Annotated in this window: 20 protein-coding genes; 5 read left to right on the plus strand and 15 right to left on the minus strand. The window is 47.5% G+C overall.

What is annotated here, in order from left to right:
- Positions 1 to 189 precede the first annotated feature (189 nt).
- The 5 genes from QM717_RS12440 to QM717_RS12460 form a co-directional block, all read right to left on the minus strand.
- Positions 190 to 924 carry an alpha/beta fold hydrolase gene (locus tag QM717_RS12440; RefSeq protein ID WP_415037786.1) on the minus strand — a complete coding sequence of 245 codons (735 nt, stop codon included), beginning with the start codon at positions 922 to 924 and terminating at the stop codon, positions 190 to 192.
- Positions 925 to 930: 6 nt separating this feature from the next.
- Positions 931 to 1368 carry a hypothetical protein gene (locus QM717_RS12445; RefSeq protein WP_415037787.1) on the minus strand — a complete coding sequence of 146 codons (438 nt, stop codon included), beginning with the start codon at positions 1366 to 1368 and terminating at the stop codon, positions 931 to 933.
- A 92-nt stretch (positions 1369 to 1460) separates the two neighbouring features.
- Positions 1461 to 2339, minus strand: coding sequence for an alpha/beta hydrolase family protein (locus QM717_RS12450; RefSeq protein WP_415037788.1), 879 nt, complete (start codon positions 2337 to 2339; stop codon positions 1461 to 1463).
- 36 nt (positions 2340 to 2375) lie between these two features.
- Complete coding sequence (locus QM717_RS12455; protein ID WP_415037789.1) at positions 2376 to 2885, minus strand: DUF6438 domain-containing protein; 510 nt, start codon at positions 2883 to 2885, stop codon at positions 2376 to 2378.
- A 9-nt stretch (positions 2886 to 2894) separates the two neighbouring features.
- Positions 2895 to 3359 carry a DinB family protein gene (locus tag QM717_RS12460; protein ID WP_415037790.1) on the minus strand — a complete coding sequence of 155 codons (465 nt, stop codon included), beginning with the start codon at positions 3357 to 3359 and terminating at the stop codon, positions 2895 to 2897.
- Positions 3360 to 3467: 108 nt separating this feature from the next.
- Here QM717_RS12460 and QM717_RS12465 point away from each other — a divergent pair, with 108 nt between their 5' ends.
- Positions 3468 to 4061, plus strand: coding sequence for a murein L,D-transpeptidase catalytic domain-containing protein (locus QM717_RS12465; protein WP_415037791.1), 594 nt, complete (start codon positions 3468 to 3470; stop codon positions 4059 to 4061).
- Here the strand turns inward: QM717_RS12465 and QM717_RS12470 are convergent, their stop codons facing one another.
- The 3 genes from QM717_RS12470 to QM717_RS12480 form a co-directional block, all read right to left on the minus strand.
- Positions 4062 to 4220, minus strand: coding sequence for a hypothetical protein (locus QM717_RS12470; RefSeq protein ID WP_415037792.1), 159 nt, complete (start codon positions 4218 to 4220; stop codon positions 4062 to 4064).
- A gap of 93 nt (positions 4221 to 4313) precedes the next feature.
- On the minus strand, positions 4314 to 4703 hold the full coding sequence (locus QM717_RS12475) for a DUF1398 domain-containing protein (RefSeq protein ID WP_415037793.1): 390 nt from the start codon (positions 4701 to 4703) through the stop codon (positions 4314 to 4316).
- Position 4704: 1 nt separating this feature from the next.
- Complete coding sequence (locus QM717_RS12480; protein WP_415037794.1) at positions 4705 to 5511, minus strand: alpha/beta hydrolase; 807 nt, start codon at positions 5509 to 5511, stop codon at positions 4705 to 4707.
- Between the two features lie 171 nt (positions 5512 to 5682).
- On the opposite strand from QM717_RS12480, the gene QM717_RS12485 reads away from it, so the two are divergent.
- Positions 5683 to 6303, plus strand: a complete 621-nt coding sequence (locus QM717_RS12485) for a ferritin-like domain-containing protein (protein ID WP_415037795.1) — start codon at positions 5683 to 5685, stop codon at positions 6301 to 6303.
- Between the two features lie 136 nt (positions 6304 to 6439).
- Here the strand turns inward: QM717_RS12485 and QM717_RS12490 are convergent, their stop codons facing one another.
- From QM717_RS12490 to QM717_RS12510, 5 genes are all read right to left on the minus strand, one after another.
- Positions 6440 to 6682 (minus strand): hypothetical protein, encoded by a 243-nt coding sequence (locus QM717_RS12490; protein ID WP_415037796.1) that lies wholly within the window; start codon positions 6680 to 6682, stop codon positions 6440 to 6442.
- Positions 6683 to 6877: 195 nt separating this feature from the next.
- Positions 6878 to 7207 (minus strand): hypothetical protein, encoded by a 330-nt coding sequence (locus QM717_RS12495; RefSeq protein WP_415037797.1) that lies wholly within the window; start codon positions 7205 to 7207, stop codon positions 6878 to 6880.
- A 122-nt stretch (positions 7208 to 7329) separates the two neighbouring features.
- Positions 7330 to 7770, minus strand: coding sequence for a hypothetical protein (locus tag QM717_RS12500; protein WP_415037798.1), 441 nt, complete (start codon positions 7768 to 7770; stop codon positions 7330 to 7332).
- A gap of 266 nt (positions 7771 to 8036) precedes the next feature.
- Positions 8037 to 10001: a TonB-dependent receptor plug domain-containing protein gene (locus QM717_RS12505; RefSeq protein WP_415037799.1), complete on the minus strand. Its 1965-nt coding sequence runs from the start codon at positions 9999 to 10001 to the stop codon at positions 8037 to 8039.
- 64 nt (positions 10002 to 10065) lie between these two features.
- The gene (locus tag QM717_RS12510) at positions 10066 to 10410 is read right to left on the minus strand and encodes a DUF6660 family protein (RefSeq protein WP_415037800.1); all 345 of its coding nucleotides are present in this window, start codon (positions 10408 to 10410) and stop codon (positions 10066 to 10068) included.
- 46 nt (positions 10411 to 10456) lie between these two features.
- Between QM717_RS12510 and QM717_RS12515 the strand changes: the two genes are divergently transcribed.
- The 3 genes from QM717_RS12515 to QM717_RS12525 all read left to right on the plus strand — a co-directional run bounded on the left by QM717_RS12515 (position 10457) and on the right by QM717_RS12525 (position 13584).
- Positions 10457 to 10912, plus strand: a complete 456-nt coding sequence (locus QM717_RS12515) for a response regulator transcription factor (protein WP_415037801.1) — start codon at positions 10457 to 10459, stop codon at positions 10910 to 10912.
- Positions 10913 to 11019: 107 nt separating this feature from the next.
- A complete protein-coding gene (locus QM717_RS12520) occupies positions 11020 to 11559 on the plus strand; it encodes a DUF4199 domain-containing protein (RefSeq protein WP_415037802.1) in 540 nt (179 codons plus the stop codon).
- A 102-nt stretch (positions 11560 to 11661) separates the two neighbouring features.
- Positions 11662 to 13584, plus strand: coding sequence for a PAS domain S-box protein (locus QM717_RS12525; RefSeq protein ID WP_415037803.1), 1923 nt, complete (start codon positions 11662 to 11664; stop codon positions 13582 to 13584).
- 43 nt (positions 13585 to 13627) lie between these two features.
- Here QM717_RS12525 and QM717_RS12530 read toward each other — a convergent pair whose 3' ends face one another.
- Together QM717_RS12530 and QM717_RS12535 are read right to left on the minus strand one after the other, a co-directional pair.
- The gene (locus QM717_RS12530; RefSeq protein ID WP_415037805.1) at positions 13628 to 13849 is read right to left on the minus strand and encodes a hypothetical protein; all 222 of its coding nucleotides are present in this window, start codon (positions 13847 to 13849) and stop codon (positions 13628 to 13630) included.
- Positions 13850 to 13939: 90 nt separating this feature from the next.
- A complete protein-coding gene (locus tag QM717_RS12535; protein ID WP_415037807.1) occupies positions 13940 to 14302 on the minus strand; it encodes a DoxX family protein in 363 nt (120 codons plus the stop codon).
- Positions 14303 to 14467 lie beyond the last annotated feature (165 nt).

A 14467-nucleotide genomic window follows, 5' to 3' on the forward strand; every position in this document is an offset into this window, starting at 1 on the left:
TAATATAAACCATTATTGGGCTGTAAGTTACACATTTGTAACAGAGACAAAAACGCAACACAACCAGCTTTTTTTACTTTATCAACAAAAACCCGATCCGTGACAACGCTGGTGTTCCGAATCACCAAACGGTAAGACCGGATCAAATGAAAATGGAGTAACAGTTCTGTTACTCCATTTTTTATGGGCTTATTTTTCAGCTTGTTTTACAGGAGGCGCGAGCAGGTTTTTGCAAAAACTATTGATCAGGTACGACAGTTTTTTTGGGTCTGCCAGCATCGGCAAATGCCCGGTCTCAATTCTTTCGATTTGTTTGGTCTTGAGGTTTTTGGCCATTTTTTTCTGGTCGTTCGGATCGAACTCTCGGTCTTCGGTCGTGAGGATGTACATCTTGGGGCAATTCGGAATGCTGCCGTTGCAATCCTCGAGGTACAATTGGCGCGATTCATATGTAAAACGCGACACGATTTTTTCGCGGTCTTCGCTCTTGAGTCCATTGCACAGGTTGGTTTCAAGGACAAATTTGGGAGGCTTGGTTCCAAAAATACGCATCATCAAGGGCAACATCCAATTTTTGGGACCCGAAAAACAAGAAATGAACGATCCGCCCTTTTTGGGGATGGCCGCCGAAATGCCGATGAATCCAATGACGCGTTCAGGATAACGCGCCGCTACATTGAGCGCAATGCATCCGCCGATTGAATGCCCGACGATGACAATCTGGTCTACCGTCCAGTTTTCAATCTGCTGGATTACTTCGTCTACATAATCCTGATAATGCAACCCCACATTCATGGGACCATTGCCGCGGTTTTGGAAATTGATGCGCAGCACCTGCCAGTCCAATTTCATTTCCTGCCAGATGAATGCGCCAAGACCGGCACCGTGGATCAGTACGACTCCTTTACCTTTGACTAGCTGCATGGTTCGTTATTCGGTGAATCCTTTAATCGGGAATGGGAAAATGAAATGCTCGAGCACATTTTCGTGCGCCTTCGAAACATATTCCTTGAAGGTCTGGATGCTGCGGTGCATGGCGTTGTTGTACTGGGTGCTGAGCTTGGAAAGGATGCCCTCAAGTTCACCGAGTTGCTGGCGGATGGCCGCTTCGCGTTGGTCTTTGTCATGCGGCAGTTGGGCATCGAGGGCGTCGAGGTTGCTTGCGAATTGGGCCTCGACATCTTCGTAAAACTTCACGAGCAGTGGTTCTTTGTTTTCATATTTCTTGATGTGTGCTACTTCGTTGGCTTTCTGCTTTTCCTTGTCGTCGAGTTGGCCGTCCTGATTGGCGGCAAGCAGACTAATGTAGACCGGGAACTGGATCAATTTGTTTTTTTCTTGTTCGGTGAGAGTGGCGTAGAATTCCATGGCATTCGGATTTTAGTTTCAGATACAAAGTTAACATTTGCCTCCATAAAACCGTTATAAATTACGACGGAAGAATTGCAGATTTTAAAGATTTACAGCCTTTGCAACATCCATTCGAGCCTTTCCTCGGCAGCTTTGGAATCGAGTGCATGTTTGGCGTTGTAATGCCGGACTTGTTTGGGCTGGGGCGTGCCATTTGTAAATTGTTCATTTTCGGCAATCGAAATGTATTCATCCTGGTCGGCGATCTGGATCAGGCAAGCTGCTTTTTTGTAGGGCAAATAATATTGCGCGTCGAGGTTTTTCATACGCCTGGCCCACTGTTCAAAAGACGCCGGGTCGTCGGTGCGCCATTGTACAAAATCGGGATAAGTCGAATCGCGGATGTTCGACACCGTACTATAGGCCCCGGCCATGAAAACAAAATAATCCACACGCGCATCGACAGCCGACAACACCGAAGCGGCATTGCAGCCAAAACTGTGTCCGATGTAAAAAATCTTATCGTTGTTGATTGCGAATTGTTGCTGTGCCAAATCGATCGCCGTACGCGCGTTCATCACATATTGGCGGTACATTTCATAGCCCTGCCGTTTGAACGAAGTGATCGGCGAATTCGGGCAAAGCCAAGGACCGTCGGGTAAAATACAAATAAAACCTCGGGCAGAAAGTGCAATCGCCTGGTCCAGGAATTCCGATTTGTCTCCTTCGCCCCAATGCCCGAAAACTGCCAGTGGATGCGAACCTTCACTTGTTTGGGGAGTCGTCACCAAGGCCGAAACCACAAAATGGTCCTGGCCCGAATAACGGATTTTTTGGATCGAAACATTTTGCTGGGCTCCGGTGCTGTCTACAATCAACGCCATTTTGACCTGCTTCTCATAGCGAAAAATGCGCGCCAACGAATCGGGGACTTGTGCCGAAACGACATTGGCGCAGCACACGAGCAAGAAAAGCCAACTGATTTTCATCGTTCAACCGTTTGAAATTCAGTTAAAAATACGCATTTATTTGCGGATACTGTCGCGTTCGATTTCGAATTTTTGCGTCGTCGGTACAAATGGGGTCGTCGAATAAATGTCCTGCAAAGTCGCAATCAGCGCGTGTGCATGCTCGGGCGGAAACATCGCCTTGAGGAATTTGCGTTTGCCGTTGTAGTACACGACAATGGTTTTGATCGAGCCGTCGCAACAATCAGGCCCACCAAATTTGACCGTATCGAGCCCTATGGTGCGCAATTCCTTGAGCAATTTGTTGTAGGTCGTATCGGCTACGGTACCGGTGAAATAGCCCGTTTTGGATCGGTCGATGTTGGCGTTTTCAAACCGCTTCCCAAAAACCGAATCGCCGTGCATACGGACGCTGCGGTCGTTGTTGATTTCCATCTGGTAGCTCGGGCAAAAGCCGAAACACATCGAGGAACTGAAGGCAATTTTTTCAAACTGGAACTGGTCTTTGGCCGATTTGCACGAAAACAATGAAACGGCGATCAAACTGAGGGCAAGGTATTTTTTCATGATTTTATTTTATCGGATGACATCGGTATCTGCGGGAATGTAACCCAAATGGCGGCTCAGCGACAGCATTTGTCCCTTGTGGTGGAATTCATGCGAAATGGCATGCGTAAACAATTCCAGGGCAGTCGCCGGAAAAGTATGTTCGCGCAAAGTGACTTGGATGGATTCGAGCGGTTTCGATTCGAATTCTGAGATAAATTCGGACACGATCGCATCGACCTGATCAAACAACCGCCTGGCATCGGCAACTGTTTCAACCGATTCGTATTCGGGAAAAGGAATGTGTTTTCCCAATGCTTGAACGCCCAGCCAGTATTGGTAAGTGTAACCGTTGTGGACCAGTAGGTTGCGGATACTGCCGCGTCCAAATGTACTGTTTTCTTCTAAAAGATGCGCCTGTGAAAGTGTCTCGCAATAGTCGAGCAAAGCGCCACGCGATGAACGGATCAGTTCGTATTGGTTCTTGAAATCCATGATGTTTTTTTAGCCCTGCTAATTTACGCATTTTTGGGCAAGTGTAAATTGTTGATGGCCAGTATAATAATTTGGAGGGTTGCAAAGTTATGTAGGAAACCCCGTATTATGAAAAATGCCTTGCTGATTGTGTTCATCAGTTTCATCTGCTGCAACAATGCAATCGAAGAAGTACCGCGCAAAGATTATGCAACCCAACACCAACAGGCTTTGGCCTATTGCAGGCAAAAGGGGTTTAATGACGATTATTACTTTTTGGTCGACCTCAGTGTGCATTCGGGAAAGAACCGTTTTTTTGTCTACGATTTCAAGAAACAAAGAATCAGCAACGAAAACCTCGTCACCCACGGCAGTTGCGATGTGCTCGAGGACAACAAAGACAAATGGGAGAAGGCCAAATTCAGCAATGCCAACAACAGCCATTGCAGCGCAAAGGGCAAGTACAAAATCGGCAAGCGCGACTACAGCGGTTGGGGCATCAAAGTCAAATACTGGTTGCACGGACTCGAGCCGACTAACAGCAACGCCGAGCAAAGGGTCGTGGTGTTGCATTCGTGGAGCGCCGTCGCGAACGAGGAAATCTTCCCCGATTATGCACCGCTCAGTTGGGGTTGCCCGGCGGTGTCGGACGATTTTATGCGCACGCTCGACACCAAACTCCAAGCCACCGACAAACCGGTTTTGCTATGGATTATTGAATAGCTACAAGCTTTTGGCAATTTTTCCGGTTCCGTTGGTCGCGCCGTTGGTTCCACTGCGGTCAGAGGCAGTTCCGGCAATTTTGCTTTGCGAGGAGCAGGCCAGCAGTAGGCAGCAGCCCAGCATCGCGAGCAACATCCGCCATCTTAGGATCGTTTTCATAACATCAATTTTTAGTTTATGTCGTAAAAGTACAATCGATGGCTAGTGCTTTTCTTACAGCTTTGTACGTGATTTTTACAATATTACCCCACTTTAGGAAGGGATTGGTTCGCTGAGCATGAGGTTGCCTCGGGTGTCAAAATAGGTACAGGTCATGGCGGCGATGTCGACGGTCCATTTGTGCACGCCCGATTCGGCGGCATGTCCGCAAAACCGAAGGTAATCGGTTTGGCCTTGCTGGTGGCTTTTGAGGTATTGGGCGAACTGATCTGCATTGCTTTCGGGTGAGATGTGGACCGGAGGATATTTGGCTTCGGAAGAAACGGAATAATCGTCTTTACCAACAAAAACGGCATGTCCGTCGAGTACAAAAGTGTCGTAGCCGGCCACGCCCATGGCTTTAAGGTCACGGATGTATTGCGGGAAATCGGCGCCGCTTTTTACTTGGGCATGCGCCGCCTTGATTTGGTCGAGCGTAAACATATCAGGATTTTTTTGGGTTCAAGGTTTCCAATGCTTTGTAGATACTGTTGTGCAAGATGGTCGCGTGGTTTTCTTCGGGCAAGGGTTGGAAAAAGACCTTGAGGTTCTTCTTGCCCGACTCCACGAGTACCTTGTGCAGTTGCTTGGCATCGGCTTCCATGATCTTGCCTTCGCTGCCCACCGAAACATAGACCTGGCGGTTGGTGTCGGCTTGTGCAGAAAGTAGTTGCGGGGCCTTGTGGAGCAGCGATTCATTGTCCCACCACAAACTCGGGCTCACGATGATATAGTTGGTGAACAGGTTGGGTTTCTTGAGCAAAATTTCGGTCGATACGAGCGCGCCAAGCGATTGCCCGATAATGGTTTTCGAATCCGAGATACGGTAATTTTTGGTTATGTATGGCTGCAATTCCTTTTCCAGGAACGAAATAAATTTCTCGGAGCTTCCGGTCGTCGGGAAATCTTTCTTGTCCTGTTCGATGGTCGTCGGATAAGTAAAATCGCGCTTGCGGTCTACATTGGCGATGCCCACGACAATCGAGGCGGGCATTCTTTCGGTCATGGTCATGAACTGCACCAGGCCCACGATGTGGATGAAATCTTCATTGGCACTGCCGTCGAGCAAATAAATCACGGGATAAGCGGCGGTGTTTTTTTCATAGCCGTCGGGCAGGTAAATGTTGAGGATGCGTTTTTCGTTGAGGACCGTCGATTGGATTTCATCGACTACGCCAATGTTGAACGGCTTGGTCTGTGCATAGGTGGATACGGTCAGCAAAAACAAAAGGAAAGCGTGGATTTTTTTCATGGGTTTTTAAAATGATGTAGCCCAAAGATATTAAAAAAGGGCGGTTTTCCTACGGCAAATCCATACCAAATCGAATCAAAATAATATTGTAAAGTTCGTTCGAAATTGTGTAAATGTGCGTTGTCAGAAAGCGGGAAATTTGTTGTTCTAATACACAAAAAAGACATTCCTATGAAAACAACAGCATCAAAAACAAAGACTACCGCGACGGCCACAAAACGCAGCACAACCCCAAAAACAACCGCTAAACCGACCGCCAAATCCAACACGAAAAGCGTCATCAAGCCCAAGAAAAATGCAGCCGATGGTTTGCGCGAACTGTTCATCGACAGCCTCAAGGACATCTATTGGGCCGAAAAGGCGCTGACCAAGGCTTTGCCCAAAATGGCCAAAAACGCGACCTCAGAGGACCTGATTACCGCCATCAACCACCATTTGAAACAAACCGAGCAGCACGTCTTGCGCCTGGAACAGGTTTTCGAATCGATAGGCAAGAAGGCCGTGGGCAAAAAGTGCGATGCGATGGAAGGCTTAATCAAGGAAGGCGAAGGCATTGTCGGGGAAACCGAGATTGGGGTCGTGCGCGATGCGGGAATCATTGCGGCCTCGCAGAAAATCGAACACTACGAAATCGCCACTTATGGCACATTGCGCGTTTTTGCCGATACTTTGGGCGAAAGCAGGGCGTCCCAAATCCTTTCGGCCACGCTCGACGAAGAAAAAAACGCCGATAAGATGCTGACCGAAATCGCCGAGGCATCAATCAATATCCAGGCTGCGGAGGAAAAATGACGGGAGATTGTCTGGATCAATGGGCCTTCTGTTTTGCAGGAGGCTTTTTTTAGGTGTTTGCAAAAAGAAACCGACTGCTTTTGAATGACAGTCGGTTCCCGCATAACTATAGTAGGTCTGTATAGTACATTTGGATTTAGGGACTCTTGCGCGGCTTGACGGCTATAGAATCCTTAGCGGTTTTGTTTTTGCGTGTCGATTTGTCGTGGTTTTGGGTCTTGACCGTTTCCGATTTTTTCATCTCGGCCGGGGTTTCGATTACCGTAATGGTATCGGCCGGGACTGTCTTGGCATCTTGTTTCTTGTGTGTTTCGGTCTGCGCCGATGCCAATCCGAAAATAAGCATCGCACCAAAGGTGAGGATTGTCTTTTTACTCATGTTGATATTGTTTTTTTTGGTTTTTGTGACCCGGGCCTGTAAGACGAACGGATGCAATAATCTGCGATTTCATATTCAATCAGTATTGGCCCGAAGATTTCAGGCAGCTAAACAATAGGCAAAGGTCTGCCGTAGAAAAAAGAATGCCTTACAATTTCTGCAAGGCATGTTACAATATTTCCATTCCAATCCCGGTCAATTCCTGCGTTTGCTGTCTTCCGATTGGATTTTTTTGGGCTTGAGCGGTTTCGGTTTCGCCACGGTATCCGATGGATTGAGCCCGACCGGTTGTGTCTTGGTTTGCTTTTGCGATTGTCCTTTGTCCTTGGCGGCTTTTTCGGCTTCGATTTCGCTGTTGCTTTGCGTTTTGATGGCTTCGATCCTGGCGGCGCGTTCCATTTGTACCTGCGTTTCGCGCGGGGCCTGCTGTTGGATTTGGTCGTCATTGGGTTGTTGTCCGTCCTGCTGCGCGGTTGCAACTGTGCCAACTGTCAAAAGCGCCGCGGTTAAAAATAACTTTTTCATGGTTCTGCAATTTGTGATTCCCTACAAAGTAAGCGATTCGGGGGCGGCAATTTCTTATGCAATTTTGCGAAAACGTTACAATACTGCATAAAAAAACCGGCTGTAACGGCCGGCCTGCTTTTTTATGGGTTTTTCGTAAAGGTCAAATAATCGACGCTTCCGTCACCGCCGCTGGTGTGTTTGAGCCGCAGCAGGGTAGAAGTGCTTTCGAGGATGTCCCAGTCTTCGGTCAGTTCGGCGAAATTGTCGGGTGCGCTAAAGAAAATATTGAAATCGTCCGAGCTGCTGTCGTCGTTGTCCAGGTTCCAATTACCGTTGTAGGTATTGATGCCGTTCGAAGCCGTAATCGTATTGTTGGCCCCAAACGTAAAGTTGTATCCGGTGAAATGGTCGGTCTGTACATTGTCTTCTTCCTGGTACAAGGTCACGCGCCAGCTTCCGGAAGTAATTTGCGAAGTCAGCGTCGGGTTCGGGATTACGACATTGTTGTGGTCATCGTCGTCGGAGTTGCACGAAACCGTTACCATCGCCAAGGCAATCAAGGCATAAAATAAATTCTTCATTACTTGTATTTTGTAGATTAGTTATTAATTGGAACGCCCGATGAACCAGCCTAGTATGGCTTTTTTAAAATTTTGCAAGAGTTTAACAGACAATCTTTTAATTCTATAAACATGCATGGGAATTGTATAACAATATGCGCAATCCGTGCAGTAATTTTGGGCTAAATAAGATATCATCTTCATGCAACACGAAGACGGTAAATAAAAGTTAGATTCTATTATTTTGAAAGCCCGCAGGATTTATTCTGCGGGTTTTTAAGTTTCTGCTAGAACCGGATCTTGACCCCGCCATTGAAGACAAAGCCTTCGGTATGCGTCCAGATTTCGTCAAATGTAGGATTGTTGTGCGGTTCGTTGACCACGCGTTTGTAATCGCTTTGTTTGACGTCGGTGAAGTTTTCAAAATTGATGAAGAAATCAAAGTGGTCCCAAAGCGTCTTCTGTGCCATAAATCCGAGCTCCCAAAATGAAGCCGTCGCCAGGCCATTGGTCAAAAACTGTTTGTCGGTAAAATATCCTTCGAGCCCGAATTTGAAATTGTTCTCCTTTTCATGGATCAGTGCCAAATTGACTTTGTGCTTGGGTGTGATCGGCAAAAATTGGTTGCCCGATAGGTATTCGGCCTTCGCGTCGGTGAACGTATAACCGGCGAACAATTTGAAATCTTCGCGGTAAATAAATTTGAGGTTCGTTTCGAATCCGTGGCTCAAAATCGGGCGCGAGGCATTGACCAATTCATTCGTCCCGAAACCATCCTGTTGCAGTACCAAAGGCCGTTCGATTTTGGTCAGGAAAAACATCTGGTTGAGGCTAAAAACAAAGTCCGTTGCCAGGCTGGCTTTGTAATTCACGTCGGCCGTTCCGCCGATGCTTCTTTCGGGCCTGACATGGGATAAAACAGCGAGATTTCGATACTGCATTTCCTCCGTTTTTTCGGTAAAAATCGATGGAAGTTTGTAGCCGAGTCCGCCGCCAATGCGTGAAGACCATTGGTTGTTGATCTTAAACAAAGTAGATAAACGAGGCAATACAAAAAGCTGGTTTTTAGATAATTCGTTATAATCAACGTAATCAATACGCAAACCATTTTCGAGCTTGACATTTTTTGTCATATCCCAAGTATGCTGCAAATAGGCACCCGAGGTAAACGATCGCGAATCGTGCAGGCCGGAATCCTGTTTGAAATCGTCATAGACAAAATTGATACCGCCGATCAGGGTGTGAAATTCCTTGTTGATGACGTAAGAAACATCCGAATATGCGTTCGTATTCTTGCCATCGAATTCATAATTTGGGATGTTGATTTTTCGGTCGAAAACCGACAAACTTTGTTTGAATTTAAACGTGTTTTTGTTCGCAAAACGCTTGTCGAACTCGAGCGTCGTAATGTTGCGTATCGTCTCGTTTTTTTCAAAATACGTATGCAAAATATCTGGATGGCCATCGATCACATTCATGTCGCCGCCCTTCATATTGCCTTTGGTAAAACTGTTGCCGAGCATCAAAGTCGTGCTTTCCGTTGGATAGAAAAACAACCTCGGATTGATCGTAAACGTATTCGATTTTGGGAGCTCCGAAAAATCATCGTCATCGATATCGTACGCTTTCTGCAGGTTGTTCATGAGCAGAAGCGAATAGCCGAAACGGCCTTTTTTCTGCGAAAGATACGCGCCCATATTCGTCTGCCCCAAATGCGATTGGTTGACAAAAAACAGATACTCGGCCTTTTCTTTCGGGGTTTTCGAAACAAAATTGATCGCACCCGCAATCGCGCCCCCGCCGTATAAAGTCGAGGCCGGGCCTTTGATGATTTCGACCTGTTTCAAATCGAGCGGCGGGATTTCGAGCAAGCTCAATCCGCTCGAAAAATTCCCAAAATTGGGATAACCGTCCTTGAGCAATTGGGTGTAACGGCCGTCGAGTCCCTGTACGCGGATGCTCGCATTGCCGCTCGTGGCCGAGGTTTGCTGCACTTGCAGTCCGGTACTTTCATGCAACGCCATCGTGATGCCCGAACGCGCCTGCATGTTGGCCTTTTCGTCGAGTTCTTCGCCGTCGATGGTTTCGATCCGGGTCGGTGTATTGCGGATGGTACGGCTGGTTCTGGTCGATTGGATGATGACTTCATCGATTTCTTCGTGGCTTTCGGAAAGACTGTCCTTTGGAATTTCCTGGGCATAGGCCACACCCGAAACTACTGCCATCAAAAGCAGTATAACTATTTTTTTCATGGATAAAAATTTAAGTGAATAGCAATAAAAGCCTGATTTCCAAAAAAGGAACGGCTCGAATCTATTAGGCTAATGCACTTATTTTGGGCGGCTGCCAGATGTTTCCGAAGAAAGCGGAAAGCAATACCGACTGGTATTCCGGTGTCGCGGTTTGTGGAACCGGATTGGGTTTTGGAAACGAATACGAAATGATCCCGATCTGGGAAATGACCAATGTCCCGCAACAGTTGCAAGTACAGAACGGCGGGCACAAATCGTGGTGCTCGTCTCCCGAATGCTGTTCGGTCTTTTCGGTTTTGTGCGCCACTTCGGCATCGACACACGGAATGCATGCGAGCAACAGAAAATACAGCGACAACAGGATCTTGATCGTTTTCACAGTGGCAAATGTAGAAAAAGTTCGCAACATCCGGTTGTAGTTTTTATATTTGGGCAAGACAAAATCGAAAAATGCCATGCCGTTTTCCAAACACAAACAGGTCATCTACTACGGGTTGACGCTCGCACTGTTGCTTTTCGTGCTGCGTTGGCTTGAGTTGCGGTATGTGATTTTCAGCCATGGATTCGAAATTTATGCAGGCGCGATTGCGGTTATTTTTACCGCGCTCGGGGTTTGGCTGGCCGCCAAGCTGACCCAACCGAAAACCATCGTTGTTGAGAAGCAAACCATTGTCCCTGTTGCTGAATTTGTATTCAACGCAACCGAATGCGAGGCGCTCGGCATCAGCAAACGCGAACTCGAAGTACTGCAACTGATGGCCAAGGGGATGAGCAACAATGAAATCGCCGCCGAATTGTTTGTCTCGCTCAACACGATCAAGACCCATGGCGCACGATTGTTCGAAAAACTTGAGGTCAACCGCCGTACGCAGGCCGTGGAGAAAGCCAAGAGAATCCGGCTGATTCCGTAACACCAAAGTATGAAAACCCGCGGTTTTGCCACAAATCATACCAAAGTATGAACAACAAAATCAACGCTTGCCGCAATTTTGCGGTATAACTTTTAAAAAATCAAATGATGCAAAAAACAGTATTGAATTACGGATTGATTTCAGGGATTATCGTAAGCCTCTGGATGTCGGTGACCATGCTTGGCTTCGGTTGCCAGGGCGCCGACAATATGGAATGGGGCATGGCGCTCGGCTTTGCCGGAATGATCATCGCCTTCGCGTTTATTTTTGTGGCGATCAAGAATTACCGCGACAAATTCAACGGCGGGACGGTCAGTTTCGGGAAAGCCTTTATGATCGGATTGTGGATCAGCCTGATTGCCTCGAGTTTCTATGTGGTCACCTGGCTGGTCATCTATTACAATTTCATGCCCGATTTTATGGACAAATACGCCGCCAAAGTCATCGAGCAAATTCAAGCAAGTGGCGCTCCTGCTGCGGAGATTAAAGAACAGATTGCAGAAATGGAACACAGCCGGGAACAGTATAAGAACCCCATTTTTGTCATGTTGTACACTTACATGGAAATCCTGCCCGTCGGATTGCTAATCACAATCATCACAGCCTTGTTCCTCAAAAAGAAACCACAACATCCATTGGGGGCTTAGGCTCCCTTTTTTTATACAAATTTAACGGACGTCTAATCAGGGTTTTTCGGATATTTTGCTACATTTATTGCCACAGATGAAAGCAATTAGGCCAAAAACCACATGACCGACTATACACAGGAATACATAGAGACATTGCTCGCCGCAAGCCATGACCCGATTCTGATCCTCGACGGCACTTACCACATCCGTAAGGCCAATTCGCATTTTTACGAGCTTTTCGATTTGACGGTTAAACAAACCGAAGGCAAGGCGCTGTTCGAAATCGCGCACAAAGCCTGGGACATTCCCGAGGTCAAGGAATTGTTGTCGCGCATCCTGCCCGAAAATCTCGGTGCCGAGAATTATGAGGTCGAGATTTCGCTCAAGACCAATGAGCAGCATTCGTTGCTCGTCAATGCACGCCAAATCACCGACAAGACCGAGAACGCCGAACTTATTTTCCTGGTGATCGAAGACATCACCGAAAAGAAGAAAAGCCAACAACTCGTTCGCGAGGCCGAAATCAAACGCCAGGAAAGCGAAGACCGTTTCCGCGTGGTGGCCGATACGACGCCGGTATTGATCTGGCTGTCGGGAACCGATAAATTGTGTTATTTCTTCAACAAGAACTGGCTCGATTTTACCGGCCGTACACTGGAACAGGAAATGGGCAACGGCTGGGCTGAAGGCGTGCACCCCGAAGATTTGGAACGCTGCCTCAACATCTACAACTCCAGTTTCGACGCGCGCAAGGAATTCTACATGGAATACCGCCTGCGCCGACACGACGGCCAATACCGCTGGATTTCGGACAAAGGCGTGCCGCGTTTCGACATCGACGCAAATTTTACGGGTTATGTGGGCGGCTGCATGGACATCCACGACCAGAAGGATTTTTCGGATACGCTCGAGCGCATGGTCAAGATCCGGACCGAGGAATTGGAGCAGTCGCGTTCATTCCTCAAATCGGTGCTCAATTCGACCTATTACGGCATCGCGAGCTACAGGCCGATTCGCGACGACAAAGGCCATATCGTCGATTTCAGGATCATTTACTCGAATCCCGAAGTGCCGGCCAATTTCGGGCTCACCGTCGACGACGTGCTCGAGAAAACCTGCCGAGAAGTCTATCCCGGCATTTTCGAAAACGGCATTTTCGAGAAGATGGTCTCGTGCATGAAATCGGGTCGACCCGATGTGTATGAAATCGATGTGGACCGCGATGGCGAAACACTGTGGCTCAGTGCGGCAATTGAGAAAGTCAATGATTCGCTGACGGTGACTTCCAAAAACATCACCAAGGAAAAGGAGGCAGCCCTGCACCTGGAACAGATGAACGAGCAACTCAACATCAAGAACAAGGAACTCAATTCGCTGACCTATATCGCCTCGCACGATTTGCAGGAACCGTTGCGCAAAATCCAGATGTTTGCGAGCCGTATTTTGGAAAACGACACCAAGAACCTTTCGGAAAATTCACTGTCGTATTTCAAGAGCATCACTTCGACGGCCTACCGCATGCAGAATTTGATCGATGCGGTGTTGAGCTATTCGAAGATGGATTCGGAGAAATACAAATTCGAACGCGTCAACCTCAATACGATGCTCAAGGAAGTGCTTTCGCAGATGGATTTGCTGCTCGAGGAAAAGCAGGTCACTGTCGAAAAGGAAGAACTGCCGACGGTCAAGATCATCCCGATCCATTTCCAGCAATTGCTGCTCAACATCATCAACAATGCGATCAAGTACAGCAAACCCGATGTCAAGCCGCTCATCCATATTTCCGCAGAAAAAGACATCATCGGCAAACAGACCTATTGGCGGCTCAGCGTCGCCGACAACGGCATCGGTTTCGAACCGCAATATGCCGAGAAGATTTTCGAGGCGTTCCAACGACTGCACGGAAAGATGGAATACGTAGGGACGGGAATCGGGCTGGCGATTTGCCAAAAGATTGCGCACAAACACGGCGGTTACATCACGGCAGAAGGCAAGCCGGGCGTGGGCGCGACGTTTCATGTGTTCTTGCCGATCAAGGAATAGTTGCCCAATCCATCTTGATTTCAGAAATCCAATATTGGCATCATTACAGTTTTTGTGCGGTTTCGGTGCCGATGCTGCGGATGTAACTGCCCAAACCTTGACCTTCGGAGGCAAGTGCTTTCATTTTAGAAACGATTTCTTCTCCCGAATTTTCATGGGTAAACAGGTAAACCGTCCCGTCGTCGAATTGGATTTTGATCGCGTCGAGGTAAGGCTGGTAAGCTTTGACAGCAGATTGTTTGCTTAAGTTCTTGTATGCTTTCATAGGAAAATCGGATGACCAAATTTCCCAACATTCCGTGCAAAAACTTTATACGATTCGGGTCAAATGTTACAGATAAAAATTACCGTTCGCTTAGACCGGCTGCTTTTTCCAAAGCGTGTAAATCGCAAACAAAAAGCCCAGCATCACCAACGGAATGACAACAAATGCAATCGGCCCGCCGCTGAGCAGCCACGAAGCCGAAGCACCGATAAAGTTAAACGCAAAACCCGAAAATGCCCATTCTTTGAGCGTTTTCCATTTGTTTTGCAGCAATCCGGCGACGCCAAGCAGCTTCGAAATCCCGACAATGGTCATCAGGTAATACGGATAACCGAGTTGGTCGAAGGCTTTTTTGCCGTCCTCGACCTGCAGGATGCCCGAGATGCCGTCTAGGAGCATCATCAGGGAAAACAGGATTAATAAAATCCAGTAGGTAGTTTTAATTCGTTTCATGTTTTTAGAATTAATCGTGAAATTTACGTTGATGCCTAGCCCCGATTCCTGCGGCAGTCGCTTCGCTCGTGTGCAGTGGAAATCCTTTTTTTAAGGATTGCCCGGAGCTTGCGACGGGAAATACAATCCTTGAAAAAAGATTGCAACGGAAAGCGGGAACATGCT

Source organism: Flavobacterium sp., from assembly GCF_047602195.1.
In the GTDB taxonomy this organism is placed as follows: Bacteria; Bacteroidota; Bacteroidia; order Flavobacteriales; family Flavobacteriaceae; genus Flavobacterium.

Excerpts from the sequence above, each read along its gene's own strand:
- QM717_RS12450 (WP_415037788.1), bottom strand. The coding sequence starts at position 2,339 with ATGAAAATCAGTTGGCTTTTCTTGCTCGTGTGCTGCGCCAATGTCGTT.
- QM717_RS12490 (WP_415037796.1), bottom strand. The coding sequence starts at position 6,682 with ATGAGTAAAAAGACAATCCTCACCTTTGGTGCGATGCTTATTTTCGGA.
- QM717_RS12515 (WP_415037801.1), top strand. The coding sequence starts at position 10,457 with ATGCCGTTTTCCAAACACAAACAGGTCATCTACTACGGGTTGACGCTC.
- QM717_RS12485 (WP_415037795.1), top strand. The coding sequence starts at position 5,683 with ATGAAAACAACAGCATCAAAAACAAAGACTACCGCGACGGCCACAAAA.
- QM717_RS12530 (WP_415037805.1), bottom strand. The coding sequence starts at position 13,849 with ATGAAAGCATACAAGAACTTAAGCAAACAATCTGCTGTCAAAGCTTAC.
- QM717_RS12510 (WP_415037800.1), bottom strand. The coding sequence starts at position 10,410 with ATGTTGCGAACTTTTTCTACATTTGCCACTGTGAAAACGATCAAGATC.
- QM717_RS12440 (WP_415037786.1), bottom strand. The coding sequence starts at position 924 with ATGCAGCTAGTCAAAGGTAAAGGAGTCGTACTGATCCACGGTGCCGGT.
- QM717_RS12495 (WP_415037797.1), bottom strand. The coding sequence starts at position 7,207 with ATGAAAAAGTTATTTTTAACCGCGGCGCTTTTGACAGTTGGCACAGTT.
- QM717_RS12500 (WP_415037798.1), bottom strand. The coding sequence starts at position 7,770 with ATGAAGAATTTATTTTATGCCTTGATTGCCTTGGCGATGGTAACGGTT.
- QM717_RS12520 (WP_415037802.1), top strand. The coding sequence starts at position 11,020 with ATGCAAAAAACAGTATTGAATTACGGATTGATTTCAGGGATTATCGTA.
- QM717_RS12470 (WP_415037792.1), bottom strand. The coding sequence starts at position 4,220 with ATGAAAACGATCCTAAGATGGCGGATGTTGCTCGCGATGCTGGGCTGC.
- QM717_RS12475 (WP_415037793.1), bottom strand. The coding sequence starts at position 4,703 with ATGTTTACGCTCGACCAAATCAAGGCGGCGCATGCCCAAGTAAAAAGC.
- QM717_RS12535 (WP_415037807.1), bottom strand. The coding sequence starts at position 14,302 with ATGAAACGAATTAAAACTACCTACTGGATTTTATTAATCCTGTTTTCC.
- QM717_RS12455 (WP_415037789.1), bottom strand. The coding sequence starts at position 2,885 with ATGAAAAAATACCTTGCCCTCAGTTTGATCGCCGTTTCATTGTTTTCG.
- QM717_RS12505 (WP_415037799.1), bottom strand. The coding sequence starts at position 10,001 with ATGAAAAAAATAGTTATACTGCTTTTGATGGCAGTAGTTTCGGGTGTG.
- QM717_RS12460 (WP_415037790.1), bottom strand. The coding sequence starts at position 3,359 with ATGGATTTCAAGAACCAATACGAACTGATCCGTTCATCGCGTGGCGCT.
- QM717_RS12445 (WP_415037787.1), bottom strand. The coding sequence starts at position 1,368 with ATGGAATTCTACGCCACTCTCACCGAACAAGAAAAAAACAAATTGATC.
- QM717_RS12525 (WP_415037803.1), top strand. The coding sequence starts at position 11,662 with ATGACCGACTATACACAGGAATACATAGAGACATTGCTCGCCGCAAGC.
- QM717_RS12480 (WP_415037794.1), bottom strand. The coding sequence starts at position 5,511 with ATGAAAAAAATCCACGCTTTCCTTTTGTTTTTGCTGACCGTATCCACC.
- QM717_RS12465 (WP_415037791.1), top strand. The coding sequence starts at position 3,468 with ATGAAAAATGCCTTGCTGATTGTGTTCATCAGTTTCATCTGCTGCAAC.